This is a genomic window from Micromonospora matsumotoense, assembly GCF_900091525.1.
In the GTDB taxonomy this organism is placed as follows: Bacteria; Actinomycetota; Actinomycetes; order Mycobacteriales; family Micromonosporaceae; genus Micromonospora; species Micromonospora matsumotoensis.
Window position 1 is genome coordinate 499684 of sequence record NZ_FMCU01000001.1, and the last position, 23928, is coordinate 523611.

Consider the following 23928-nt stretch of genomic DNA (forward strand, 5'->3'; position numbering starts at 1 on the left):
GTCGCGGGCACCGGCAGGCACGACGGTGGCCGGCCCCGGGGGACCGGCCACCATCAGGTGGTACGAGACGTCAGCTGTTGTCCGGGGCGGGCGTCTCGGTGATGCCACCCGGTTCGGGTGACTCCGTGGTGCCACCCGGGGCCGGGGACTCGGTCGTGCCGCCCGGTGCCGGCGTACCGCTGCCACCGGGGCTCGCGGTGCCGCTGGCGCTGGTCTGCGGGACCGGGATGCCCAACTCCTGGGCCAGGGCCACCAGCGCGTCGTAGTGCGCCTGCAACACCGGCAGGGCGTCCTGCGCCAACTGGACCACCGACTGCTCGGAGCCCTGCGAGATCTCCGTCTGGGTGGCCTGGATGGCCTGCACGTGACCGGCCAGCTCAGCGGTCACCCACGCCTTGTCGAACGCAGCTCCGTTGAGGCCGTTCAGCTTGTCGATCACCTTCTGCTGATCGGCCGTCGGCGCGTTCGGCAGGGTCACGTTCAGCTGCTGCGCGGTGCTCTGCACCGTCTGGTCGAGCTGGGTGTGATCCGTGACGAACTGCTGGCCCAACTGCTTGACCTGCTCGTTCTGCCCCTTCTTCTGGGCCAGGTTCCCGGTGACGATCTCCGCCAGGTTCACCTGGTGCACCGCCTGCAGGTACTGGGTGTCCTGCGCCGACGGCTGCGCGGCGGCCTGCGCGGCAGCCGCGGGTGCCAGGCCGACCACCGCCAGCGTGGCCAGCAGTCCCAGGCGTTTGATACCCAACATGTTTCCTCCCCGTTTTCGTTGGACCGCACGGATACCCGGCTGGCGAGGGTTAATCCTGTGCTTTCCACCCGTTGGGGTCCGGTCGCGCCGGCCCACCGGGCCGGGAAACGGACACCGCACCGGACCCCCGCCGGACCGGAGACGGACGAGGCAGGCCGGGCAACGGACGAGGCGCCCGCCGGAATCCTCCGGCGGGCGCCTCGGTCGAGTGGATCGGGGAGGTCAGCGGCGGGACTCGCCGCTGCCGATCTCCGCCCGCTCCGGGCGGGGTTCCACCGGCGGGTGCCCCGGCGAGACCGGCGCCTCGACCGGCTTCTCGATCGGGTAGAAGAAGCCCCGGATCGCCGGGCCGAGCGCCCCGAGCCGGTTCATCTTCTTCGGTACCACCCAGCCGACGTAGTCCAACTCGGCGTGCCCGTGGCCGTCGGCGGCGCTGAGCGGCTGGTGGACCTCCTCGAAACGGCCGTCGGGCAGGCGGCGGATGATGCCGGTCTCCACGCCGTGGGCCAGCACCTCCCGGTCGTGCTGCTGCAGGCCGAGGCAGATCCGGTAGGTGACGTAGTACGCCAGCGGCGGGACGATCAGCAGGCCGATCCGGCCCGCCCAGGTCATCGCGTTCAGGCTGATGTGGAACTTGTCGGCGATCACGTCGTTGGCGCCGGAAAGCGTCAGCACGATGTAGAAGGCGACGGCCATCGCGCCCACCGCGGTCCGGGCCGGGACGTCCCGGGGCCGCTGCAGCAGGTTGTGGTGCCGGTAGTCCTTGAGCTGCCGGGCCTCCACGAACGGGTAGAGCGTGGAGAGCCCGACCAGGATGCCCGGCAGCACCACCGTCGGCCAGAACAGCGGCGGGATGACGTACCCGTTGCCGATCGGGATGTTGATCTCCCAGGCGGGCATCAGTCGGGTCGAGCCGTCGAGGAACATGACGTACCAGTCGGGCTGGCTGGCGGCCGAGACCACCCACGCCTCGTACGGACCGAAATACCAGATCGGGTTGATCTGGAACAGACCACCCATCAGGGCGATCACGCCGAAGACGACCATGAAGAAGCCGCCCTGCTTGAGCGCGTAGCGCGGGAACATCCGCTCGCCGACCACGTTCTCGTTGGTCCGGCCGGGGCCGGGCCACTGGGTGTGCTTCTGCTTGAACACCAGGCCCAGGTGGGCGCTGATCAGGGCGACCAGCAGACCCGGGATCAGCAGCACGTGGGCGATGAAGAACCGGCTGATGATGATCTCACCGGGGAACTCGCCCCCGAAGATCGACGAGGTGACCCAGGAGCCGATCACCGGGATCGACAGCATGATGCCGGAGGCGATCCGCAGACCCGTGCCGGACAGACCGTCGTCCGGCAGCGAGTAGCCGGAGAAGCCGGCCAGGAAGCCGACCCAGAACAGCAGCGAGCCGATGATCCAGTTGGTCTCCCGCGGCTTGCGGAACGCGCCGGTGAAGAAGATCCGCATCATGTGCACCACGATCGCGGCCATGAACAGCAGCGCCGACCAGTGGTGCATCTGCCGCATGATCAGGCCACCCCGGACATCAAACGAGATGTCCAGGCTGGAGGCGTACGCGGCGGACATCGGGGTGCCCCGCAGCGGGGCGTAACTGCCGTTGTAGACCACCTCGGTCATCGCCGGCTCGTAGAAGAAGGTCAGGAAGACACCGGTCAGCAGCAGCACGACGAACGAGAAGAGCGCGATCTCGCCGAGCAGGAACGACCAGTGGTCCGGGAAGACCTTGTTGAGCAGCTTGCGCAGCGGGGTGGCGACCTGGAAGCGGTCGTCCACTCCCCCGGCGGCCTTGCCCGGCACCGCTGCTACGTCAAACTTTCGGCGCTTCATGGCCGCTCCCAGAAGTCGGGGCCGACGGTTTCGGTGTAGTCGGACTTCGCCACGAAGAAGCCTTCCTCGTCCACCTCGATCGGCAGCTGGGGCAGCCGCCGGCTCGCCGGGCCGAAGACCGGACGGGCGTTGTCGGTGATCAGGAACTGGCTCTGGTGACACGGGCAGAGCAGCCGGTTGGTCTGCTGCTCGTACAGGCTCGCCGGGCAGCCGGCGTGCGTGCAGATCTTGGAGTACGCCGCGTAGTTGCCCCACATGTAGTCACCGTGGCCGACCCGCGAGTTGGCCTGCCGGGACTTCTCCGCGTCGGTCTCCCGCAGGTGGATCAGCAGCGTCGGCGAGTCGGCGTGCTTGTTGCTCACGCCGTGCTCGATGCCGGGGAAGACGGTCAGCTGGCCACCGGCGCTGACGTCGGCGGGGCGGATCGGCCGGCCGTCCTCGCGGACCAGCCGGATCTTCTTGCCCTCGGCCGGCGCGAAGCCGGTGGTGAACATCTGGTTGTTCTTGTGCGGGTTGGAGATCAGGCCACCGATCAGCGGGGCCGCGGCGACCGCACCGACCGGCAGTAGACCGGCGACCAGCGAGACACCGAGCAGCGGACGACGCCGTACCCCCATCTCGTCGGCCAGGTAGAGCATGGTCTCGCCGGTGATCTTCCGGTCCTCCGACGACCCGGGACCGTCGTGCCGGTCCTGGATCGAGACCTCCTTGGGCAGCAACTTCTTGCCCCAGGTGAGGATACCGAAGCCGACTCCGAGCAGAGCGACGCCCAGGGTGAGGCCGAGCAGCGGGGTGTACCACTTGTCACCGCCGCGACCCGGCTCGTACTCCCAGGGCCACCAGATGTAGACGACCAGGAACGCCGTGGCGGCCAGGCCGGTGAGCAGGAACATCGCCGCGACCGTACGGGTCAGCCGGCGCTCGGCCTTGCTGCCCGGGACGACCTGCTCCTCGTAGTGGACGATCTCGATGTCGTCCCGGCGGGCGCCCTCGGTGACGATGTCGAACCGGGAGAGCCGGGGGTCGTGGACGTCGAGCGGCTCCCGACCCTGCGGGGCGTGCTGCTCGGTCTGGGTGCTCATGCCGTCACCTCGCTACGGGCGGTGCCGGCGCACGGCACCACGGCAATGCTGTTGACTATCCGCCCGGTCACGACTTGCCCGCAATCCACAGGCTCGCGAAGACCAGCGCGACGATGCCCACCAGGAAGATCGCCAGGCCCTCGGTGGACGGGCCGTACCGGCCGAGGTTGAAGCCGCCCTGGTCCTGGTCGGCCTTCAGGGACTCCTGGATGTAGGCGATGATGTCCGCCTTCTGCTCCGGGGTGATCTGGTTGTCGCCGAACACCGGCATGTTCTGCGGGCCGCTGAGCATTGCGGCGTAGATCTGCGCGTCGCTGGCCGGCGCGAGGCTCGGGGCGTACTTGCCCGAGGAGAGCGCGCCGCCGCCACCACCGAAGGCGTGGCACTGCGAGCAGTTGATCCGGAACAGCTCGCCACCGGTGGACAGGTTGGCACCCTCGCGGAGGTTGCCCTGCGGGACCTGCGGGCCGCCGCCGAGCTCCTGGATGTACTGGCCGAGCTGGCGTACCTGCTCGTCGGTGAAGACCGGCGGCTTGCGCATGGCCTGCGCCTCCTGCCGGGCCATCGGCATCCGACCGCTGCTGACCTGGAACTCCACCGAGGCGGAGCCGACACCGATCAGGCTCGGGCCACGACCCTCGACGCCCTGGGCGTTGCGGCCGTGGCAGGTCACGCAGCTCACGTCGAACAGCGCCCGGCCCTCGGCCGCGGCGCCGGTCAGCGGCGGGTTTTCCTGCGCCTGCACGCCGGGGGCGAAGACGGTGTAGGCGCCGCCGGCCAGCGTCAACGCGGCGATCAGCCGGAACGCCGCGCCCAGCCGGCGGCGGCCCCTGCTGCGCGCCGCGGGCCGCCCGCGCAGGCGCGCGAGCAGACCGCGTCGGCGGTCGTTGTCAGAAGTCATGACCTGTGTCCTTAACCGGTTGGACCTTGTCTCAGGGGACGGAGCAGCGGCGCGGAACGTGACACGCCAAGATCACTGAAGCCAGTAGATCATGGCGTAGAGCCCGATCCACACGACGTCGACGAAGTGCCAGTAGTACGACACGACGATCGCCGACGTGGCCTGGGCCGGGGTGAACCGGCCCATGGTCGTGCGGATCATGAAGATGATGAAGGCGATGAGACCGCCGGTCACGTGCAGGCCGTGGAAGCCGGTGGTGAGGTAGAACATCGACCCGTAACCGTCTTCGTTGATCTTCACGCCCTCGTGCACCAGGGTCAGGTACTCGTTCGCCTGGCCGAGCACGAAGATCAGGCCCATCACGAAGGTGAGCGTGAACCAGCGCCGCAGGGCGTGGACGTCACCCTTCTCGGCCGCGAAGACACCGAGCTGGCAGGTCACCGAGGACAGCACCAGGATCACCGTGAAGGTGGTCGCATAGGGGATGTTGAGTACCTCGGTGTGCTTCTCCCACTGCTCCGGCGCCGCCGCACGGATCGAGAAGTACATCGCGAACAGCGCCGCGAAGAACATGAGTTCGCTGGAGAGCCACACGATCGTCCCGACGCTGACCATGTTGGGCCGCGTCAGAGAGTGGATCCGGCTCTTGTCAATGGCTGGGGCCGCAGTCACGCGGTCATTATTGCCCTTGACCGGGGCGGGCGATCAGCGGGGGGCCAAACCCGGGTGAGGGATGGCCCGATCGTGGTGGTCCGGTTCGCCTGGCCTAGCCTGAAAAGCGTGCTGCACGTCGATTCGATCTTCGCCGCCACCTCGACGACCCCGCCCACCAGCCTCGCGGCGGGCGGCGTCGAGGTACCGCCGCCGTTCGACATCACCCGGGTCTTCACCGAGACCCGGCTGGACAGCTGGCTGGCCCTGGGCCTGGTGCTCGCCGCCGGCCTCTACCTCTACGGGGTCTACCGGCTCCGGCTGCGCGGCGACCGCTGGCCGGTGGTCCGTACCGTCTGCTTCCTCGGACCGGGCCTGGGCGGCATCGCCGCGGTCACGGTCAGCGGACTGCACGCCTACGACACCGCCCTGCTCTCGGTGCACATGGTGCAGCACATGGTGCTGTCGATGATCTCCCCGATCTTCCTCGCCCTGGGTGCGCCGATCACCCTGGCGCTGCGCACCCTGCCGGTCGGCCCGCGCCGCCGGCTGCTGGCGGTGGTGCACAGCCGGATCGCCCGGATCTACAGCTTCCCGCTGGTGGCGTTCACCATCTTCGTGGTCAACCCGTTCGCGCTCTACTTCACCGACCTCTACCGCTACACCCTCGAACACGCCTGGGCGCACGAGCTGGTGCACGCGCACTTCATCATGACCGGCTGCGTGTTCTTCTGGCCGCTGCTCGGGCTGGACCCGCTGCCGGGCCGCTGGCCGTACCCGGCGCGGGCGCTGCTGATGCTGCTGTCGGTGCCGTTCCACACCGTGCTCGGGCTCACCATCATGCAGAGCACCACGCTGTTCGGCGGCGACTGGTACCCGTCGCTGGGCCTGGCCTGGTCGGACCCGTGGAACGACCAGGTGGTCGCCGGCGGCATCCTCTGGGCGGGTGGCGAGTTCGTCAGCGTGACGATGCTCGCGGTGCTGGTGGTGCAGTGGGTCAAGCAGTCCGAGCGGGAGGCCCGCCGGGTGGACCGCGAGCTGGACCGCCAGGAGGCCCGCGACCGCGCCGCCGAGGCCGCCGCCACCCCGGCCGCGGCCCCCGGCACCCCGACCTGAGCTGCCGCGACACCCGGTCCACCCGGGGTCGGCAGGCGGATGTCGGGTACGCCACACCGCCCGGTACGATCAACGGCAGCAACGAGGAGTACAGCCCATGAGTGAGCGCAGCGAGCGAGTCAGGCTCAGTGCGACGGTGCCTCATCACGGCACGGAGCGAAGCGGAGTGTCGGCATGAGCGAGCGTCTCTGCACCGTCCTGCTCTACAGCGACGACGCGCAGGTCCGGGACCGGATGCGGCTGGCCATCGGCACCCGTCCCGCCCCCGGGCTCAAGATCGAGTTCGTCGAGGCGTCCGACTACTTCGGCTGCATCCGGCTGGTCGACGACTACGAGATCGACCTGATGCTGCTCGACGGCGAGGCCAGCCCCGGCGGCGGCCTCGGCATCGCCCGCCAGATCAAGGACGACCGGGACGACGCCCCGCCCACCTGCGTGGTCATCGCCCGTGCCGCCGACCGATGGCTCGCCTCGTACGCACAGGTCGACGGCGTACTGATGTACCCGCTCGATCCGGTGGCCACCGGCACCACGGTCGCCGAGCTGCTGCGTACGCACGCCGCCGCCTGAGTCAGAAGTACACGGCGGCGCCCAGGCGCCCGGGGTGACGGGCGCATCCGTCCACCACACCCCACGCCCGCTCGGGAGGCCCATCATGGGCGAACGGACCTGGCCGCACCTGCTCAACGCGCTGCTGCGCGGCGACGAGCTGTCCACCGCCGACACCGCCTGGGCGATGAACGAGATCATGGCCGGTGCCGCCAGCCCGGCGCAGATCGCCGGTTTCGCGGTCGCGCTGCGCGCCAAGGGGGAGACCCCCGCCGAGCTGGCCGGTCTGGTCGAGGCGATGTTCGACAACTCGGTCCGGGTGACCCTGCCGGAGGAGCTGCGCCGGACGGCGGTCGACGTGGTGGGCACCGGTGGTGACCTCGCCCACACGGTCAACATCTCGACGATGACGGCGCTGGTGGTGGCCGGCGCCGGGGTCCGGGTGGTGAAGCACGGCAACCGCGCCGCCTCGTCGCTGTGCGGCACCGCCGACCTGCTGGAGTTCTTCGGCGTACCGCTGGATCTGGGCCCTGAGCAGGTGGCCCGGTGTGTGGCCGAGGTCGGGATCGGCTTCTGCTTCGCGGCCCGGTTCCACCCCAGCATGCGGCACACCGGCCCGGTCCGGCGGGAGATCGGCGTGCCGACCGCGTTCAACTTCCTCGGCCCGCTGACCAACCCGGCCCGGCCGCACGCCGGGGCGGTCGGCTGCTTCGACGCCCGGATGGCCCCGGTGATGGCCGAGGTCTTCGCCGGCCGGGGCGACTCGGTGATCGTGATGCGCGGCGAGGACGGCCTGGACGAGTTCACCACCGCCGCGCCCACCCGGGTCTGGGTGGCCCAGCAGGGCACCGTCCGGGAGGCCGTGCTGGACGCTGCCGACCTCGGGGTGCCCCGGGCCACCCTGGCCGACCTGCGGGGCGGTGACGCCGCGCACAACGCCGCCGTGGCCCGCCGGCTGCTGGCCGGTGAGACCGGTCCGGTACGCGACGCCGTCCTGGTCAACGCGGCCGTCGCGCTGGCCACCCAGACCTCGCTGGACGGGGACCTCACCGAGGCGGTACGTGCCGGCATGGCCCGGGCGGCGGAGTCCGTCGACTCGGGGGCGGCAGCGGCGGTCCTGGACCGCTGGGTCGACGTCGCCCGCTCCCTCTGACCCACTTCCTCCGCCCACCCACCTCCCCCGGCCCACCCCGCGCGCCCAGCGCCGGGGGTGCGGCGTGGCGGAATGACCAGTGGCGCACAAGCCCGGTGGCCCGGTGCCACGGTGGCGGGGTGGCGGGGTGGCGGGGTGCCACGGTGGCGGGGCGGCGGGGCGGCGGGGCGGCGGGGCGGCGGGGCGGCGGGGCGGCGGGGCGGCGGGGAAGTGTCGTAGGGGCGTGGGAAACTACACGGGAGTAATTTTCCGTTTCCAGGTGATGGCGGCGATGTCCATCGGCGGGTTCCGGAGCGAGAGGAGACGCCCGTGTCGGACCGCGAGCTCTACTGCGACACCTGCGAGGGCGTCCAGCCGTTCGAGGTGCCGCCGTGCCCCGACGGTCACGGCGTCGACTGCCCCGAACTGCTCTGCACCGGCTGCGGCACGGCGGTGCTGATCGCGACCTTCGCCTTCCAGCCCACCCGGCTGGCCGACCGCCGCCGCCGGCCGTCACCCGGCCGCCACGCGGCCTGACTCTTCTCTGATGTCGGCCGCGACCGGCGCACCCTGTCCCGGCTCTCTGCTGAGCTGACGGGAAGTGTGCGTAGCCGGGCCCTGCTCCCCCGGCCCCCGGTGTGACAGGTGGCGATCTATGGTGGGGCGATGCCCGAGCAGTGGTCGTTGACCGTCGACTGCGCACGCCCGCGCGAACTGGCTGCGTTCTGGTGCCTCGCGCTGGGGTACGTCCTGGCCGCACCACCGGAAGGGTTCGCCAGCTGGAACGCCTGGCTGATCCATTTCAATGTCTCCGAGGACGAGTGGGACGACGGCGCCTTCATCGAGGACCCTGAGGGCGTCCGGCCCGGTGTTTCCTTCCTGAAGGTGCCAGAGCCCAAGGTGGTCAAGAACCCGCATGCACTTCGACATCCATGTCGGCGGCGGCCGGCAGGAGCCGTTCGAGGTGTGCTGGCCGCAGGTCCAGGCGGTCGTCGACAAACTGGTGGCGGCAGGTGGGACAGTGCTCCGGGTGGACGAAGCGGACGGTACGCCTGACCACGTGACGATGGCCGACCCAGAGGGCAACGAGTTCGACGTCCTTTAGGCCCGTTCAGGCCGGGCAGTTGGCCGCTGGCTCCGAAGTGCGCATCGACTGCCCGGTCTCGCTCGGCTCCGCCTACCCCGACCACCACCGGCCCGCCCTGCGTGGTAGATCCACTCAGGTGAGCCGATATAGCGGTATCAAGTCGAGGGGATACCGCTACTTCGGCCCACTGGAGTCGATCATCTCGATGTCCCGACCCCGCGCCGGAAGCCAGGGTTGCGTCGGCAGAGGCTCGGTCGGCGGGGCGGGGGTGGCCGGAACGCCCTTGCGGGGCGGCGCGAGACGCGGAAGCCTGATCGGCGATGCGGTGGTCGGCGGCAGGAAAGCGGACAGGCCCGCTTCCCGGGTGGGAGGCGGACCTGTCCGCGGTTCGGACCAGGGGTCGACCAAGCGAGCCGGACCAACCCTCGACGAGGCGAGCGGGATCAGTGCTCGGCGGTGCGGCGGGTGCCGGAGTAGTACTCGAAGAGCAGGCCGCAGGCGGTGACGATGACCAGCACCAGACCGAGGCCGAGCAGCCAGAACTGCCAGAACACCAGGCCCAGGCCGGCGATCGCGGCGGCCAGCGCGATGCCGACCGGCCAGTAGCTGCCGGGGCTGAAGAAGCCGATCTCGCCCGCGCCGTCAGCCATCTCGCCGTCCGGCCGGTCTTCGGGGCGCAGGTCGATGCGGCGGGAGACGAACCAGAAGAAGCCGCCACACATCGCGCAGAGCAGGAAGGACAGCAGCAGGGCCACCGTGCCGACCCACTCGACCTGGCCGCCGGAGTCGCCGTACGTCCAGGCGCCGTAGAGGACCGTCGTGCCGAGGAGGAACCCGGCGATGATGAGGAAGATACGCCACTCGGTCTTCATGCCGGATACCTCAGTTTCCCGCGCCCGCGGACGCATCGTCCGGGTTGAAGTTGTCCTTGGTCCGCCGGGTGTCGAACGGTTGGGTGGTCTTCGCGTAGGGGTCCTCGCCGATGGCGGTGAGGGCCTCCTGCGTCGACTTGCCGTCCCGCTTGGCCGTCAGGAACTGGTCGTACTGCTCCGGGGAGACCACCCGCAGCTCGAAGTTCATGAAGGCGTGGTAGCTGCCGCACAGCTCGGCGCAGCGGCCCACGTACGCGCCCTCGGACTCCAGCTTGGAGACCTCGAACACGTTACGGATCTTGCCAGGCATCACGTCGCGCTTGAACAGCAGCTCCGGCACCCAGAAGGAGTGGATGACGTCGCGGCTGGTCTCCTCGAACCGGATGGACCGGTTGGTCGGCAGCACCAGCACCGGGATGACCTCGCTGGTGCCCAGCACCGACGCCACGGTGTTGGCCTCGGTGCCCTGGCCGTCGCGGTAGTTGAACTGCCAGTTCCACTTGAAGGCGACGACCTCGACGGTGACGTCGGGGTTCTTGGTCGTCCGCACCACGTCGGTCTGGACCACGGCCGTGTAGTAGAAGAGCACCGAGACGATCAGGATCGGCGCGATGGTGTAGAGGAACTCCATCGGCAGGTTGTAACGGGTCTGCACCGGCAGCTCGTTGCCGCGCTTGCGGTACCGCACCACGCACCAGAAGATCAGGCCCCAGACGAAGACCCCGACCGCCAGGGCGGCGATGCAGGAGGCGATCCACAGGTCGTACATCCGGTGCGCTTCGGGGGTGATGCCGCCCTGCGGCCAGCCGAAGCCGCCGACCGAGCGGCCGACGTCACACCCGGTGAGCAGAACCAGCAGCGCAGCTCCGCCGAGACCGAGCCCGGCGAGCCGGCCAGCACCACGCCGCCGACGCTCACCGGCTCCGGGGGAAGCGCTGTGCCGTACGGCCGACGGCCGTACCTCCGAACTCCTTGCGACCACCTGGTCCTGCCTCCCTAGCGCGCCGCGGTGGGGCTTTCCATCAGCACCGACGGCAAAGGCGTCACCGACGGTCGCAGATTACTCGACCATGGCGGGCTCGACCGTCTTGGGGTCGCTGTCCGACCCCATCGGGGGGATCGTGCGGATACCGACGCGATAGCGTGACCAGTCGTGAGTGCCCACCCGGTCTACCTGGACGCGGCCACCGCCGCGCCGCTGCACCCGGTCGCCCGGCAGGCGTTGCTGGCGGCCCTCGACGACGGCTGGGCCGACCCCGCCCGCCTCTACAGCCGGGCCCGCCGGGCCGCCCAACTCCTCGACGCCGCCCGCGAGGCCACCGCCGCCACCCTCGACGTCCGCCCGGACGAGGTCTCCTTCACCCCCAGCGGTACGCACGCCGCGCACTCCGCCGTGCTCGGCGGCCTGGCCGGGCGGCAGCGCAGCGGCGACACGCTGGTGCACTCGGCGATCGAACACTCGGCGGTGCTGCACGCCGCCGAACGGCACGTGGCGACCGGTGGCACCGCGACCTCCGTACCGGTGGACCGGCTCGGCCGGCTCGACCTGGCCGCCTGGTCGGCGGCGGTGCACTCCCCCGGGGTGGCGCTGGCGGCGTTGATCGGGGCCAGCCACGAGGTGGGCACCGTCCAGCCGGTCGCCGGGGCCGCCGCCGCCTGCGCCGCCGCCGGGGTGCCGCTCCACGTGGACGCGGCCCAGTTGGTCGGCCGGGTGCCGGTGCCGGACGGGTGGTCGGTGCTGACCGCCAGCGCGCACAAGTGGGGCGGTCCGCCCGGCGTCGGGTTGCTGGTGGTCCGCAAGGGCACCCGCTGGGAGTCGCCGTGGCCGGCCGACGAGCGGGAGTTCGGGCGTACCCCCGGGGTGGTGAACCTGCCGGCGGTGGTGGCGGCGGCGGCGAGCCTGCGCGCGGCGGCGGCCGACGCGGCGGCCGAGGCAGCCCGGTTGACCCCGCTGGTGGACCTGATCCGGGCCCGGGTCGCCGCCGAGGTGCCGGACGTGGAGGTCGTCGGCGACCCGGTCGACCGGCTCCCCCACCTGGTGACGTTCTCGTGCCTGTACGTCGACGGCGAGGTGCTGCTGCACGCGTTGGACCGGCGCGGCTTCGCCGTCTCCTCCGGCTCCTCCTGCACCTCCTCGACGCTGCGCCCGTCGCACGTGCTGGAGGCGATGGGGGTGCTCTCGCACGGCAACGTCCGGGTCTCGCTGCACCGGGACACCACCGGGGCGGACGTGGAGCGGTTCCTCGCCGAGCTGCCCGGGATCGTCGCCGAGCTGCGCGCCGACGCCGGCGTGGTGGGCCTGTGACCACCCCGACCGGGCCGGACGACTCCCCGGCCAGGCCGGACGACTCCCCGGCCAGGCCGGACGACTCCCCGGCCAGGCCGCCCGCCCCCACCAGGCCGGACGACTCCCCGGCCAGGCCGCCCGCCCCCACCAGGCCGGACGACTCCCCGGCCGGGGCGGGCGGCGACAGGGCCGGGGCGGGCGGCGACAGGGCCGGGGCGGGCGGCGACAGGGCCGGGGCGGATGACCGCCCGGCCGGCGCGGGCGGCGGCGGGGCCGGGGCGGTGGAGGTGCTGGACTGTCGGGGGCAGCGGTGCCCGCTGCCGGTGATCGCGCTGGCCCGTCGGCTGCCCGAACTGCCCATCGGCGCGGTGCTGCGGGTGCTCGCCGACGACCCGGCCGCCGCCGTGGACATCCCCGCCTGGTGCCGGATGCGCGGCCAGGAGTTCGTCACCGCCGTCCCGGACGGACCGGGCTACGAGGTACGCCGCGCCCGCTGAGCCCCTTCCCGCCGCAGGATGCGCGGGTCGTCAGGAACGGAGCTGGGGTAGAGGTGCGTAGTGGGGCCGCGAACCGATCCGTCCGCGCTGCGCTGGCTGGTCGGTGCCGAGTTGGGCCGGTACCGCCGGGAGGCGCTGCTGACGCTGACCGAGCTGTCCACCAGGACCGGGATCGGCAAGCCGAAGCTCGGCCACATGGAGACCGGTCGCTACCAGCAGTTTCCCGAGGACATCGCGACCGTGCTCCGCGCCTGCGGGGCCGACCAGCCGGCGATCGACCGGCTGACCGCCCTGGCCGGCCGCTCCGACGCCAAGACCTGGTGGGCGCCCTGGGCTGCGGTGCTGCCGGACTGGTTCAAGACGTACGTCGGCCTGGAAGGGCTGGCCGACGGCGCGTTCGTGTTCGAGTCGATGGTCATCCCCGGCCTGCTCCAGACCGAGGAGTACGCCCAGGCACTGACCCTGGGCACCGGGTTCGTCCGCCCCGACCACGCCGAGCGTTTCGTGTCCTTCCGGCAGACCCGCGCCCGCCGGCTCACCGACGACGACCCGCTCACCCTGCACGCGGTGATCGGTGAGGCGGCGCTACGGCTGCGGGTCAACGGCGACGAGACCCGGCGGGCGCAGCTCCGGCACCTGGCCACCATGTCGGAGCTGCCGAACGTCACCGTGCAGGTGCTCCGCCCCGAGGACGGCCCGCACGCCGCGACGCCGCTGGGCAAGTTCGTCCTGCTGGACTTCGCCCAGGTCCGGCCGATCGCCTACACCGAGGTGCTGGACGGGGCGACGTACGTGCAGGACCCGGACAGTGTCCGGACCTACAGCTTCGTGGCGGACAACCTGCGCCAGGTCGCCCTCTCGCCTGCCGAGTCGCGGGCGTTGATCAGGGAGCTGGCCGGCGCGGCCTAGCGCCCCCGGAGGCCACCGTGCGCACCCCCGACCTCACCACCGTCCGCTGGTTCACCAGCAGCCGCAGCACCGACAACGGCGACTGCGTCGAGTGCGCCGTGCTGCCCGGCCTGGTGGCGGTGCGCGACAGCAAGGACCGGTCCGGCCCGGCGCTGATCTTCCCCGGGCACCAGTGGTCGGCGTTCGTCGCCGCGCTCCCGGCCCGCTCCCCCGGTCAGGCCAGATAACGCAGGATCGCCGGGAGCGGGTCGATCGCGATGGTGGTGTCGACCACCAGCCGGGGGCCGATCAGCGGCTCGTACTCCGCGCCGCGCCGTCGGACCTGCTCCCAGGTCGGGGCGAGCGGGTCGGCGGCGTGCCGGGCCTCGACCCGGCGGCGCAGCTCCGCCTCGTCACCGCAGTAGACCTCGATCAGCCGCAGCGGCACCCCGGCCCGCGCGGCCAGGTCGAGCCAGAGCCCCCGCGCGGCGGCCACCGGGTTCACCGCGTCGACCACCACGCTGGTCCCCAGCCCGAGCTGCACCTCGGCCAGCCCGGCCAACGCGTCATAGCCGACCAGGCCCGAACCGTGGCCGGCCAGCCCCGCCCCGGGGCCGGTCAGCCCGTGCCGGGCCAGCGCCCGCTCGATCGGGTCGACCGGCAGCACCGGGGCACCCAGCGCCACGCCGACCTGCCCGGCGAGGGTGCTCTTGCCCACCCCCGGCAGGCCGGCGAAGACGACCAGGAGCTGCATCATGGCGCCAGGTGCGGCCGAACGTCCTCGGCGGCGGCGTCCCCGTACGACTCGGCCAGCCGCTTGACGAACAGGTCGCGGCGCACGTCGTACTCCTGGGTGCCGACGGTCTCCAGCACCAGGGTGGCCAGCAGCGAGCCGACCTGGGCGGCGCGTTCCAGGCCGAGCCCCCAGGACAGGGCGGCGAAGAAACCGGCCCGGAAGCCGTCGCCGACCCCGGTCGGGTCGATGGCCCGGATCTCCCGGGCGATCGGCACCCGGAACGGCTCCGCGTCCCGGGTGGCGATCTCGACGCCGTCCTTGCCGAGGGTGGTGACCCGGACCTTCACCCGCTCCAGGAGCTGGGCGTCGGTGAGGCCGGCCTTGCTCTGGAGCAGCGACTTCTCGTAGTCGTTGGTCATCAGGTACTCGGCGCCGTCGATCAGCGAGACCACGTCCGCGCCGTCCATCCGGGCGAGCTGCTGGGACGGGTCGGCGACGAAGGCGTATCCCCGGTCCCGGCACTCGGCCGAGTGCCGGATCATCGCCGCCGGGTCGTTCGCGCTGACCAGGACCAGGTCCAGGCCGCCCAGCCGGTCGGCGACGGGACCCAGCTCGATGTTGCGGGCCTCACTCATCGCGCCGGCATAGAACGAGGCGATCTGGCACATGTCGGTGTCGGTGGTGCAGACGAAACGGGCGGTGTGCGCCACCTCGCTGACGTGCACCGAGTCACAGTCCACCCCGTGCCGCTCCAGCCACGAGCGGTAGTCGGCGAAGTCGGCGCCCACCGCGCCGAGCAGGACCGGGCTCAGCCCGAGCTGCCCCATGCCGAAGGCGATGTTGGCGGCCACCCCGCCCCGGCGCAGCACCAGGTCGTCCACCAGGAAGGAGAGCGACACCTTGTGCAGTTGGTCGGCGATGAGCTGGTCGGCGAAGCGACCCGGGAAGCTCATCAGGTGGTCGGTCGCGATCGAGCCGGTTACGGCGATCTTCATGTCAACCCTCGGGGTCGGGAGCACGGCGCGGGTCAGCCTACCGGTCCCGCGCGAACGACGGTCGAGGGTCGGACGAGCACCGGCTACCACCTGCTCATCCGCCGGACACGGGCCGGACAGCCTCCGCCTGCGCCCACAACAGGGCCGCCGGACACGCGGGCCGGAGCAACAGGGCCGCCGGTCCGGCGGGCCGGACGCGACGACGGGGCCGCCCCGTAGTGGGACGGCCCCGTCGGGCGCGACGAGTCGCGACTCAGCTGAACGAGTCGCCGCAGGCGCAGGAGCTGCCCGCGTTGGGGTTGTCGATGGTGAAGCCCTGGGCGTCGATCCGGTCGGCGAAGTCGATGGTCGCCCCGGACAGGTAGGGGGCGCTCATCCGGTCGACGACGACGCCGACCCCGTCGAAGTCGGTGACGACGTCACCGTCGAGCGAACGCTCGTCGAAGAAGAGCTGGTACCGCAGGCCGGAGCAGCCACCCGGCTGCACCGCGACCCGGAGCCGCAGGTCGTCGCGGCCCTCCTGCTCGATCAGGGCCTTGACCTTCTGCGCCGCGACGTCGGTGAGGACGACGGAAGTAGGGGCCTGAGCCTCGGTCGAGTCGGTCTGCGCTGGCGTGGTCACGTGGAAATCTCCCTGCGCGGTATGGGTCCGGACACCCTGGCCAACAGTGCGCGTCGCCCAGTGATTCCCGGTGTGGTCCAGCTCCGATGGTACGCCGCTCCGGCCGACCCCACCCGGCCGGCGTGATCGCCGCCCCGGGCCACCTGCACCACGCCCGGCCGCCCCCGCCCCGCCGACCCGGCCCGGCTGCCCGGTCAGCGGCTCCACTGGCGGGCCAGCCGGGCCCCGAGCGCCCGCAGCCCCTCGGCGGGCCGGCCCATCGCCGCCGCCACCCCGCCGCGTTCCTCGCCGCCGAAGTGCTCCACCAGGCTGTACGCCTCGGTCACCCCCGCCGAGGCGGCCTCCCGCCGGCCGGTGCTCACCCGCCCCGCCAGCACCACGCAGGGCACCCCCCGGTCGCGGGCCGCCCCGGCCACCCCGGCGACCACCTTGCCGCGCAGCGACTGGTGGTCGAACGACCCCTCCCCGGTGATCACCAGATCGCAGTCGTCCAGCGCGGCGTCCAGCCCGATCGCCCGGCCGACGAGGTCGATGCCCGATTCGCAGCGCCCGCCGAGAGCCAGGATCGCCGCGCCGAGGCCGCCGGCCGCGCCGCCGCCGGGCAGCGCGCCCAGGCCGGGCGGGCAGCCGGGCAGGTCCTGCTCCAGCACCGCCGCCCAGCGCTCCAGCGCGGCGTCGAGCAACAGCACGTCGGCCCGGTCGGCGCCCTTCTGCGGCCCGTAGACGTTGCTCGCGCCGTGCAGGCCGAGCAGCGGGTTGTCCACGTCGGTGGCGGCGACCAGGGTCGCCCCGCGCAGTCGGGGGACGCCGTCGAGGGCGGCGACGGCGGTCAGCGCCGCGCCCCCGTACGGCAGGGCCCGGCCGGCGTCGTCGAGCGGGGTCGCGCCGAGCGCGGCGAACAGGCCGGCCCCACCGTCGTTGGTCCCGGAGCCGCCCAGCCCGATCACCACCGTCCGGGCCCCGTGCTCCACGGCGGCGGCGACCAGCGCGCCGAGACCGTACGAGGTGGTGGCCTTCGGGTCCCGCTCGGCGGCGGCCAGCAGATGCAGCCCGCACGCCTGGGCGCTCTCCAGGTAGCCGACGCCGTCGGCGGTGAGCAGGATCTCACCGGTGACGGGCCGGCCCCGCGGGTCGACCGTCGGCACCGGCACCCGGCGGCCGTCGAGCGCCCCGGCGAGCACCGTGACGAAGCCCGGCCCGCCGTCGGCGAGGGGACGGATGAGCAGCTCGTCCGCGTCGTCCACCTCGCGCCAGCCGGCGGCGACGGCGGCCGCCACCTCCGGGGCCTCCAGGGTGCCGGCGAACTTGTCCGGGCAGAGCAGCACGCGCATGCCCAGAGTGTGGCAGGCCACATCGGCGCGGGGCAGTGTGGCAGCCCACACCGGCAGCGGTCGTGCGAACGCCCCGTTGTGGGACCATGAGGACGTGACTTCGACCTGGGTGGAACCCTCCAACACGGCGACCGCGCTGCTGCTCCTCGGCCGCGGCAGCGACCCCGCCACCGAGCGTGGCGTGGAGTGTCCGGGAGACCTGCCGGCGCCGAGCGACCCGGACCTGGTGGCCCGGGCGGCGGCGGCGAAGGCCGCGCTGGGCACCAAGGTGTTCGTTCTCGGCCACCACTACCAGCGCGACGAGGTGATCCAGTTCGCCGACGTCACCGGCGACTCGTTCAAACTGGCCCGGGAGGCGGCGGCCCGGCCCGACGCGGAGTACATCGTCTTCTGCGGTGTGCACTTCATGGCCGAGAGCGCGGACATCCTCACCACCGACGCGCAGCGGGTGATCCTGCCCGACCTGGCGGCCGGCTGCTCGATGGCCGACATGGCGGTGCTGTCGCAGGTCGAGCGGGCCTGGGAGGTGCTGACCGACCTGGGCGTCGCGGCGGACACCGTGCCGGTGACGTATATGAACTCCTCGGCGGACATCAAGGGCTTCGTCGGCCGCAACGGCGGCGTGGTCTGCACCTCGTCGAACGCGAAGCGGGCGCTGGACTGGGCGTACGCGCAGGGTGCGAAGGTGCTGTTCCTGCCCGACCAGCACCTGGGCCGCAACACGGCGGTGCTGGAGATGGGCTACTCGCTGGACGACTGCGTGCTCTACGACCCGCACAAGCCGAACGGCGGGCTCACCGCCGCACAGCTGCGGGACGCGAAGATGATCCTGTGGCGCGGGCACTGCTCGGTGCACGGCCGGTTCACCCTGGACAGCGTCACCGACGTCCGGGCCCGGGTGCCCGGGGTCAACGTGCTGGTGCACCCGGAGTGCCGGCACGAGGTGGTCACCGCCGCCGACCAGGTCGGCTCGACGGAGTACATCATCAAGGCCATCGAGGCGGCACCGGCCGGCTCGGCGTGGGCGGTCGGCACCGAGCTGAACCTGGTCCGTCGGCTGGCGCTGGCCCACCCCGACAAGCAGATCACGTTCCTGGACAAGGCGGTCTGCTACTGCTCCACGATGAACCGGATCGACCTGCCGCACCTGGTGTGGGCGCTGGAGGAGCTGGTCGCCGGCCGGGTGGTCAACCAGATCACCGTCGACGCGGACACCGCCCACCACGCCCGGGTGGCGCTGGACCAGATGCTCGCGCTGCCGGCTGCCGACACCCCGCCGCCCGCCGCCGCCTGATCACCTACGGTCACCGCCGAGTACGGGAACGTACCGGATTCGCCGGTTCGTTCCCTGATACCGCACGCTGACCGATTCCTATTTCGTCACGGAGGGCTATGCTGCCGGGGCGACGTACCACGGGGACCGTTTTGAGCCGGCCCCGTTCCGGGTAGCTGGACAGCTCGAACCGGACAGCTGGACAGCATGCCCCATCATCGACTCACCTGGCACCACCCGACACGCGCTGGAGGTTGCGTTGACGGACGACGTCCTGGTCGTACACGGAGGTACTCCGCTCGAAGGGCGGATCCGCGTTCGCGGCGCGAAGAACCTGGTCTCCAAGGCGATGGTCGCGACACTGCTGGGCGACTCGCCCAGCCGGCTGTTCGACGTCCCCAAGATCCGTGACGTCGAGGTGGTCCGCGGGCTGCTCGGCCTGCACGGGGTGAAGGTGACCGACGGCACCGAGGACGGCGAGCTGGTCTTCGACCCGTCCAACGTCGAGAGCGCCAGCACCGACCAGATCAACGTGCACGCCGGGTCCAGCCGGATCCCGATCCTGTTCTGCGGCCCGCTGCTGCACCGGCTCGGCCACGCCTTCATCCCCGACCTGGGCGGCTGCCACATCGGCCCCCGCCCGATCGACTTCCACCTGCAGGCGCTGCGCGAGTTCGGCGCGACGGTGGAGAAGACCCCCGAGGGTCTGCACCTGTCCGCGCCCAACGGGCTGCACGGCACGAAGTTCGCCCTGCCCTACCCGAGCGTCGGCGCGACCGAGCAGGTGCTGCTGACCGCGGTGATGGCCGAGGGCGTCACCGAGCTGCGCAACGCCGCCGTCGAGCCCGAGATCATCGACCTGATCTGCATCCTGCAGAAGATGGGCGCGATCATCAAGGTGCACACCGACCGGGTGATCGAGATCCAGGGCGTCAAGCGGCTGCACGGCTACAGCCACCGCCCGATCCCGGACCGGATCGAGGCGGCGAGCTGGGCGGCGGCGGCGCTGGCCACCCGGGGTCACGTCGAGGTGCTCGGCGCGCAGCAGGCCGACATGATGACCTTCCTGAACATCTTCCGCTCCGTCGGCGGCGAGTACGAGGTCACCGACGCCCGGCCGCCGAAGCTCAGCGACCCGGGCCAGGAGGGCGGCATCCGGTTCTGGCACCCCGGCGGTGAGCTGCACGCGGTGGCGCTGGAGACCGACGTGCACCCCGGCTTCATGACCGACTGGCAGCAGCCGCTGGTGGTGGCGCTGACCCAGGCCCGGGGCCTGTCGATCGTCCACGAGACGGTCTACGAGCAGCGGTTGGGCTACACCGAGGCGCTGAACACGATGGGCGCCAACATCCAGGTCTACCGGGACTGCCTCGGCGGCACCCCGTGCCGGTTCGGCCGGCGCAACTTCAAGCACTCCGCGGTGATCGCCGGCCCGAGCAAGCTGCACGCCGCCGACCTGGTCATCCCGGACCTGCGGGCCGGGTTCAGCCACCTGATCGCGGCGCTCGCCGCCGAGGGCACCTCCCGGGTGTACGGCGTCGACCTGATCAACCGGGGCTACGAGGACTTCGAGGCCAAGCTGGCCAGCCTCGGCGCGCACGCCGAGCGCCCGTAGCCCGCCCCGCCCCGCCGGGCGGCCGGGCCCCCACTCGGCCCGCTCCGTCCGGCGGCCGGGGGCCTGCTCGCCCCGCCCCACCGGGCGGCCGTGACCCCGTTCGACCCGCTCCACCGAGCGCCCGGTGCACCCGTGATGTGCACCGGGCGCCGTCGTGTGGCTACCCTTCACCTCGTGCCGTCGTTGTTTCGTCGCAAGTCCGCCGACTCCGACTCCTCCGCCACCGCCACGGTGGTGACCGAGGAGCCATCCGCCGCGCGCCCCCGGGGCTACACCCCGAGCAAGAAGGAACTGGGCGTCGAGACCCCGAAACGGCCGGTCGCCGGTCGCCGGCCGGCCGGTCCGACCCGGCCGTTGACCAAGGAGGAGGCCCGGGAGCAGCGCCGCAAGGCGCGCACCGAGGCCGCCGCCGAGTTCCGCCGCGAGGGCGGCCCCCGGGACCGGGGGCCGGAACGGCTGCTGGCCCGCAACGTGGTCGACTCCCGCCGGACGATCGGCACCTGGTTCTTCGGCGGCGCGTTGATCGTGCTGATCGGGTCGAACGCCGCGATGCCGCCGGCGATCCGGCTCGCCTCCAACGTGGTGTGGGGCGCGCTCGCGCTCGGCGTGGTGATCGACTCGGTGCTGATCTCCCGCCGGATCAAGAAGCTGGTGCGCAAGCGCCACCCCCACAGCGGTGAGCGGATGGGCTCGCTCTACCTCTACGCGATCATGCGGTCGATCACCTTCCGCCGGATGCGCGCCCCGGCCCCCCGGGTCAAGATCGGCGAAGCGATCTGACCGACGTCCTCCCGACGGCCCCGCCCGGTGGCGGGGCCGTCGTCGTACCCCGGTGATCCCGGCCCCGGGCCGGGCGGGGCGAGCAACCGGTCAGGCCGGGCGGCGCGGGTCGGGGGCGGGGGTCCGGTAGAGCCGGGCCACCACGTCCTCGATGTCCGGTTCGACGATCGAGACGTCGCGCAGCGCGGCCACCCCGGCCAACGCCGACACCACCTCCGCCACCCCCGCCGACTCCAGCGTGTAGACCAACCGGCGGCCGTCCGCCTCGACCCGGTGCAGCGGCGCACCCACCGGCTGCGGCGGCGTCGGCAGCGGGGCGTCCAGCTCGGCGACGACCAGCCGGCGGGAGCCGTACCGGGCGTGCAGGGCGGCGATCGAGCCGTCGTGCACCACCCGGCCGTGGTCGATCACCACCAGCCGGGCGCAGAGCCGCTCGATGTCGGCCAGGTCGTGGGTGGTGAGCACCAGCGTGGTGTCGCCGGCCCGGCCCAGCTCCGCCAGGAAGCCCCGGACCGCCTGCTTGCTCACCACGTCCAGCCCGATGGTCGGCTCGTCGAGGAAGAGCACCTGCGGGCCGTGCAGCAGCGCGGCGGTCAACTCGCCGCGCATCCGCTGCCCCAGCGACAGCTGCCGTACCGGGGTGTCCAGGAAGGCGTCCAGGTCGAGCAGGTCGCGGCAGCGGCGCAGCCGGGCGGCGTGGTCGGCGGCGGGCACCCGGTAGAGGTGGCGCAGCAGGTCGAACGAGTCCGCCAGCGGCAGATCCCACCAGAGCTGGGACCGCTGGCCGAAGACCACCCCGATCCGCAGCGCCAGCCGGGTCCGGTCGGCGACCGGTCGCAGGCCGCAGACCCGGGCCTGACCCGCCGACGGGCTCAGCACCCCGGTGAGCATCTTCAGGGTGGTCGACTTCCCCGCCCCGTTCGGGCCGATGTAGCCGAGCAACTCCCCCCGCTCCACCCGCAGGTCGATGCCGTCCACGGCGGTGACCGTCCGCTTCTCACGGCGCAGCCGGCCCGCCTTCACCCGTACCGTGAACTCCTTGCGCAGCCCGTCCAGCTCGATGACGCTCATGACCCCGTACTCCGGTAGTGGCGGACACCCGTGCGCCAGGCCGCCGCCGCGAGGGCGGCAGCGACCAGCGCCACCGCCGGCGCGGCCCACCCGGCCCACGGTGGCAGGCCGAGCGGGTCGGCGCGGCCCAGCAGCACCAGCGCCGGCTGGTAACTGACGAAGGCGAATCCCAGGCCGTACGCGAAGGCGGCCCGGAACCACCCCTCGAAGACGGTCACCGGGTACGAGGTGAAGTCCCGCCCGCCGTAGGTGACCGAGTTGGCCAGCTCGCCGGAGTCCACCCACCAGAACGACACGGTGGCGGTGGCCACGAAGATCGACCCGAAGAAGACCACCCCGGCCAGGGGGGCCACCACCGCCAGCGCCACCCGGGCCGGGGTCCAGTCGATCCCCGCCGAGCCCAGCGCCACCACCAGCACCCCCACCCCGAACACCCCCCGGGAGACCTTGCGCAGCGGCAGGTTCATCAGCAGCAGCTGGGGAAGCGTGCCGAGTGGTCGGACCAGCACCGCGTCGAACAGGCCGGTGCGCACCAGGCCGGGCAGCCGCTCGATGTTGCCGACCAGCAGATCCGCCACGGCGAAGGCGCTGGACGACAGCCCCACCATCACCAGCGTCTCGCGCAGCGTGAACCCGCCCAACTCCCGGGTCACCCCGTAGATCACCAGGACGGTGACCACGTCGAAGACGGTCGCCCCCACGTTGCCCAGCAGGTCCAGCAGGAACGACGCCCGGTACGCCGTCTGCGACCGGGCCTGCGCCCCGAGCAGCGCCCGGTACGCCCGCACCGTCCCACCCGGTCCGCTGCGCCGGTCGGCTGCGTCGACGAACGCCGGCCGCTCAACCACCCTGCACCACCAGCCGACGCTCGGCCCGGCGCTGCACCAGCCGGCAGGCCCCCAGCACCAGCACCGCCCAGCCGAGCTGGAGCGCTACCAGGCCGACCTGGGTGGCCGGCGGGTCCCGCTCGACCAGCACGTCGAGCGGGGTCTGCAACAGGCTCGGGAACGGGGTGCCGAACCACAGCGCCAGTTGCAGCCACTCCGGCAGGAACCGCAGCGGGAAGTAGAGCCCGGCCAGCACCCCCGAGCCCAGCGTCCACAGCAGCAGCGGACCCCGGGCGTCCTGCCACCAGTACGCGGTGGCGTTGACCAGGAACCGGCAGCCGAAGCAGAGCACCACGGCGGTCACCACGGAGACCGCGAAGAGCCCGACGGTGGGCCACCGGGACGGCAGGTAGACGTCGAAGAAGAGCGGCCCCACCAGGACCGGCGGGAGCAGCCGGGACAGTGCCGCGTAGCCGGCCCGACCCAGGTCGGTGGCGAGGTAGCTGGTCACCGGGTGCACCGGGCGGAGCAGGTCGCTGGCCACGTCGCCGGTGCGGATCCGGTCGGCCAGGTCGCTCCAGCCCCAGAGCAGCACCACGGCGAGCAGCCCCTGCCCCACCCAGACGAAGGTCGCGAGCTGGTCCCGGCCGTACCCGCCGACCGTCCCGGAACCGGCGGCGGCCAGCAGCACCGAGCAGCGCAGGAAACCGAAGACGGTGTTGGTCACGACACCGGCGAAGGCGGCCTGCCGATAGGTGGCGTACCGGCGGAAGCCGGCCCGGGATAAAGCCCCGAATGTCCGGAACCATCGGGTAACGTTTGCGCTCGTGGACGGTGCCACAGTGGCGGTGACCGAGCCCACGCCGCTACCCTCCTTCCGCAGCCCCGCCGTGCCGGACGGGGGACTCTACCGGCATCCCGGAGCGCCCGGCACGACAATTTGCAACGAGGTGACACCGCCGTGAGCGAGCGACGCGAGCCGGGCATCGGACCGCGCCGCACGCGTGGCCACGGAGCCCT

General features: G+C 72.2%; 25 protein-coding genes and 1 pseudogene. 12 read left to right on the forward strand and 14 right to left on the reverse strand.

Annotated elements, in window-relative coordinates; all coding sequences use genetic code 11:
- Positions 1–70: 70 nt before the first annotated feature.
- From GA0070216_RS02140 to ctaE, 5 genes are all read right to left on the reverse strand, one after another.
- Positions 71–748, reverse strand: a complete 678-nt coding sequence (locus GA0070216_RS02140; protein WP_091237720.1) for a DUF4142 domain-containing protein — start codon at positions 746–748, stop codon at positions 71–73.
- 222 nt (positions 749–970) lie between these two features.
- The gene (qcrB, locus tag GA0070216_RS02145) at positions 971–2596 is read right to left on the reverse strand and encodes a cytochrome bc1 complex cytochrome b subunit (RefSeq protein ID WP_091237725.1); all 1626 of its coding nucleotides are present in this window, start codon (positions 2594–2596) and stop codon (positions 971–973) included.
- Positions 2593–3678, reverse strand: a complete 1086-nt coding sequence (qcrA, locus tag GA0070216_RS02150) for a cytochrome bc1 complex Rieske iron-sulfur subunit (protein WP_091237728.1) — start codon at positions 3676–3678, stop codon at positions 2593–2595. Before qcrA ends, qcrB begins: the two co-directional genes overlap by 4 nt.
- A gap of 67 nt (positions 3679–3745) precedes the next feature.
- Complete coding sequence (gene qcrC / locus GA0070216_RS02155) at positions 3746–4579, reverse strand: cytochrome bc1 complex diheme cytochrome c subunit (protein WP_091237731.1); 834 nt, start codon at positions 4577–4579, stop codon at positions 3746–3748.
- A gap of 72 nt (positions 4580–4651) precedes the next feature.
- Positions 4652–5251, reverse strand: a complete 600-nt coding sequence (gene ctaE, locus GA0070216_RS02160) for an aa3-type cytochrome oxidase subunit III (RefSeq protein ID WP_067314692.1) — start codon at positions 5249–5251, stop codon at positions 4652–4654.
- 108 nt (positions 5252–5359) lie between these two features.
- Here ctaE and GA0070216_RS02165 point away from each other — a divergent pair, with 108 nt between their 5' ends.
- The 5 genes and pseudogenes from GA0070216_RS02165 to GA0070216_RS02185 all read left to right on the forward strand — a co-directional run bounded on the left by GA0070216_RS02165 (position 5360) and on the right by GA0070216_RS02185 (position 9132).
- Positions 5360–6346 (forward strand): cytochrome c oxidase assembly protein, encoded by a 987-nt coding sequence (locus GA0070216_RS02165; protein WP_091237734.1) that lies wholly within the window; start codon positions 5360–5362, stop codon positions 6344–6346.
- Between the two features lie 174 nt (positions 6347–6520).
- Complete coding sequence (locus GA0070216_RS02170) at positions 6521–6916, forward strand: response regulator (protein ID WP_091237737.1); 396 nt, start codon at positions 6521–6523, stop codon at positions 6914–6916.
- A gap of 85 nt (positions 6917–7001) precedes the next feature.
- Complete coding sequence (gene trpD / locus GA0070216_RS02175) at positions 7002–8048, forward strand: anthranilate phosphoribosyltransferase (RefSeq protein WP_091237740.1); 1047 nt, start codon at positions 7002–7004, stop codon at positions 8046–8048.
- A 309-nt stretch (positions 8049–8357) separates the two neighbouring features.
- The gene (locus tag GA0070216_RS02180) at positions 8358–8564 is read left to right on the forward strand and encodes a hypothetical protein (RefSeq protein WP_091237743.1); all 207 of its coding nucleotides are present in this window, start codon (positions 8358–8360) and stop codon (positions 8562–8564) included.
- 129 nt (positions 8565–8693) lie between these two features.
- Positions 8694–9132 (forward strand): annotated as a pseudogene (locus tag GA0070216_RS02185) (VOC family protein).
- 425 nt (positions 9133–9557) lie between these two features.
- Here the strand turns inward: GA0070216_RS02185 and GA0070216_RS02190 are convergent.
- The gene (locus tag GA0070216_RS02190) at positions 9558–9986 is read right to left on the reverse strand and encodes a cytochrome c oxidase subunit 4 (protein ID WP_091237745.1); all 429 of its coding nucleotides are present in this window, start codon (positions 9984–9986) and stop codon (positions 9558–9560) included.
- A gap of 10 nt (positions 9987–9996) precedes the next feature.
- Positions 9997–10968, reverse strand: a complete 972-nt coding sequence (gene ctaC, locus GA0070216_RS02195) for an aa3-type cytochrome oxidase subunit II (RefSeq protein WP_091237747.1) — start codon at positions 10966–10968, stop codon at positions 9997–9999.
- 171 nt (positions 10969–11139) lie between these two features.
- On the opposite strand from ctaC, the gene GA0070216_RS02200 reads away from it, so the two are divergent.
- The 4 genes from GA0070216_RS02200 (at position 11140) to GA0070216_RS02215 (ending at position 13906) form a co-directional block, all read left to right on the forward strand.
- The gene (locus tag GA0070216_RS02200; protein WP_091237750.1) at positions 11140–12291 is read left to right on the forward strand and encodes a cysteine desulfurase family protein; all 1152 of its coding nucleotides are present in this window, start codon (positions 11140–11142) and stop codon (positions 12289–12291) included.
- Positions 12292–12554: 263 nt separating this feature from the next.
- A complete protein-coding gene (locus GA0070216_RS02205) occupies positions 12555–12770 on the forward strand; it encodes a sulfurtransferase TusA family protein (protein ID WP_091237753.1) in 216 nt (71 codons plus the stop codon).
- A 60-nt stretch (positions 12771–12830) separates the two neighbouring features.
- Positions 12831–13679, forward strand: a complete 849-nt coding sequence (locus tag GA0070216_RS02210) for a helix-turn-helix domain-containing protein (protein ID WP_091237757.1) — start codon at positions 12831–12833, stop codon at positions 13677–13679.
- A gap of 17 nt (positions 13680–13696) precedes the next feature.
- A complete protein-coding gene (locus GA0070216_RS02215; RefSeq protein WP_091237761.1) occupies positions 13697–13906 on the forward strand; it encodes a DUF397 domain-containing protein in 210 nt (69 codons plus the stop codon).
- On the opposite strand, the gene GA0070216_RS02220 is transcribed toward GA0070216_RS02215, so the two are convergent.
- From GA0070216_RS02220 to GA0070216_RS02235, 4 genes are all read right to left on the reverse strand, one after another.
- On the reverse strand, positions 13894–14415 hold the full coding sequence (locus GA0070216_RS02220; protein ID WP_091237764.1) for a P-loop nucleotide/nucleoside kinase family protein: 522 nt from the start codon (positions 14413–14415) through the stop codon (positions 13894–13896). The genes GA0070216_RS02215 and GA0070216_RS02220 overlap by 13 nt on opposite strands.
- Complete coding sequence (locus GA0070216_RS02225) at positions 14412–15389, reverse strand: carbohydrate kinase family protein (protein ID WP_091237767.1); 978 nt, start codon at positions 15387–15389, stop codon at positions 14412–14414. Before GA0070216_RS02225 ends, GA0070216_RS02220 begins: the two co-directional genes overlap by 4 nt.
- A gap of 253 nt (positions 15390–15642) precedes the next feature.
- Positions 15643–16011: an iron-sulfur cluster insertion protein ErpA gene (erpA, locus tag GA0070216_RS02230; RefSeq protein ID WP_091237771.1), complete on the reverse strand. Its 369-nt coding sequence runs from the start codon at positions 16009–16011 to the stop codon at positions 15643–15645.
- A gap of 194 nt (positions 16012–16205) precedes the next feature.
- Positions 16206–17342 carry a glycerate kinase family protein gene (locus tag GA0070216_RS02235; protein ID WP_091237776.1) on the reverse strand — a complete coding sequence of 379 codons (1137 nt, stop codon included), beginning with the start codon at positions 17340–17342 and terminating at the stop codon, positions 16206–16208.
- Positions 17343–17436: 94 nt separating this feature from the next.
- On the opposite strand from GA0070216_RS02235, the gene nadA reads away from it, so the two are divergent.
- The 3 genes from nadA (at position 17437) to GA0070216_RS02250 (ending at position 21010) form a co-directional block, all read left to right on the forward strand.
- Entirely contained in the window at positions 17437–18636 is a 1200-nt protein-coding gene (gene nadA / locus GA0070216_RS02240) for a quinolinate synthase NadA (protein ID WP_091237779.1), read from the forward strand.
- A gap of 238 nt (positions 18637–18874) precedes the next feature.
- Positions 18875–20230 carry a UDP-N-acetylglucosamine 1-carboxyvinyltransferase gene (gene murA / locus GA0070216_RS02245; RefSeq protein ID WP_091237782.1) on the forward strand — a complete coding sequence of 452 codons (1356 nt, stop codon included), beginning with the start codon at positions 18875–18877 and terminating at the stop codon, positions 20228–20230.
- 135 nt (positions 20231–20365) lie between these two features.
- On the forward strand, positions 20366–21010 hold the full coding sequence (locus GA0070216_RS02250) for a DUF3043 domain-containing protein (RefSeq protein ID WP_091237786.1): 645 nt from the start codon (positions 20366–20368) through the stop codon (positions 21008–21010).
- A gap of 90 nt (positions 21011–21100) precedes the next feature.
- Here the strand turns inward: GA0070216_RS02250 and GA0070216_RS02255 are convergent, their stop codons facing one another.
- From GA0070216_RS02255 to GA0070216_RS02265, 3 genes are read right to left on the reverse strand one after another with little or no spacing between them, the layout of a single operon-like run.
- A complete protein-coding gene (locus GA0070216_RS02255; protein WP_091237789.1) occupies positions 21101–22081 on the reverse strand; it encodes an ABC transporter ATP-binding protein in 981 nt (326 codons plus the stop codon).
- On the reverse strand, positions 22078–22929 hold the full coding sequence (locus GA0070216_RS02260) for an ABC transporter permease (protein ID WP_245722250.1): 852 nt from the start codon (positions 22927–22929) through the stop codon (positions 22078–22080). Before GA0070216_RS02260 ends, GA0070216_RS02255 begins: the two co-directional genes overlap by 4 nt.
- Positions 22922–23770, reverse strand: a complete 849-nt coding sequence (locus GA0070216_RS02265) for an ABC transporter permease (RefSeq protein WP_091237792.1) — start codon at positions 23768–23770, stop codon at positions 22922–22924. Before GA0070216_RS02265 ends, GA0070216_RS02260 begins: the two co-directional genes overlap by 8 nt.
- Positions 23771–23928 lie beyond the last annotated feature (158 nt).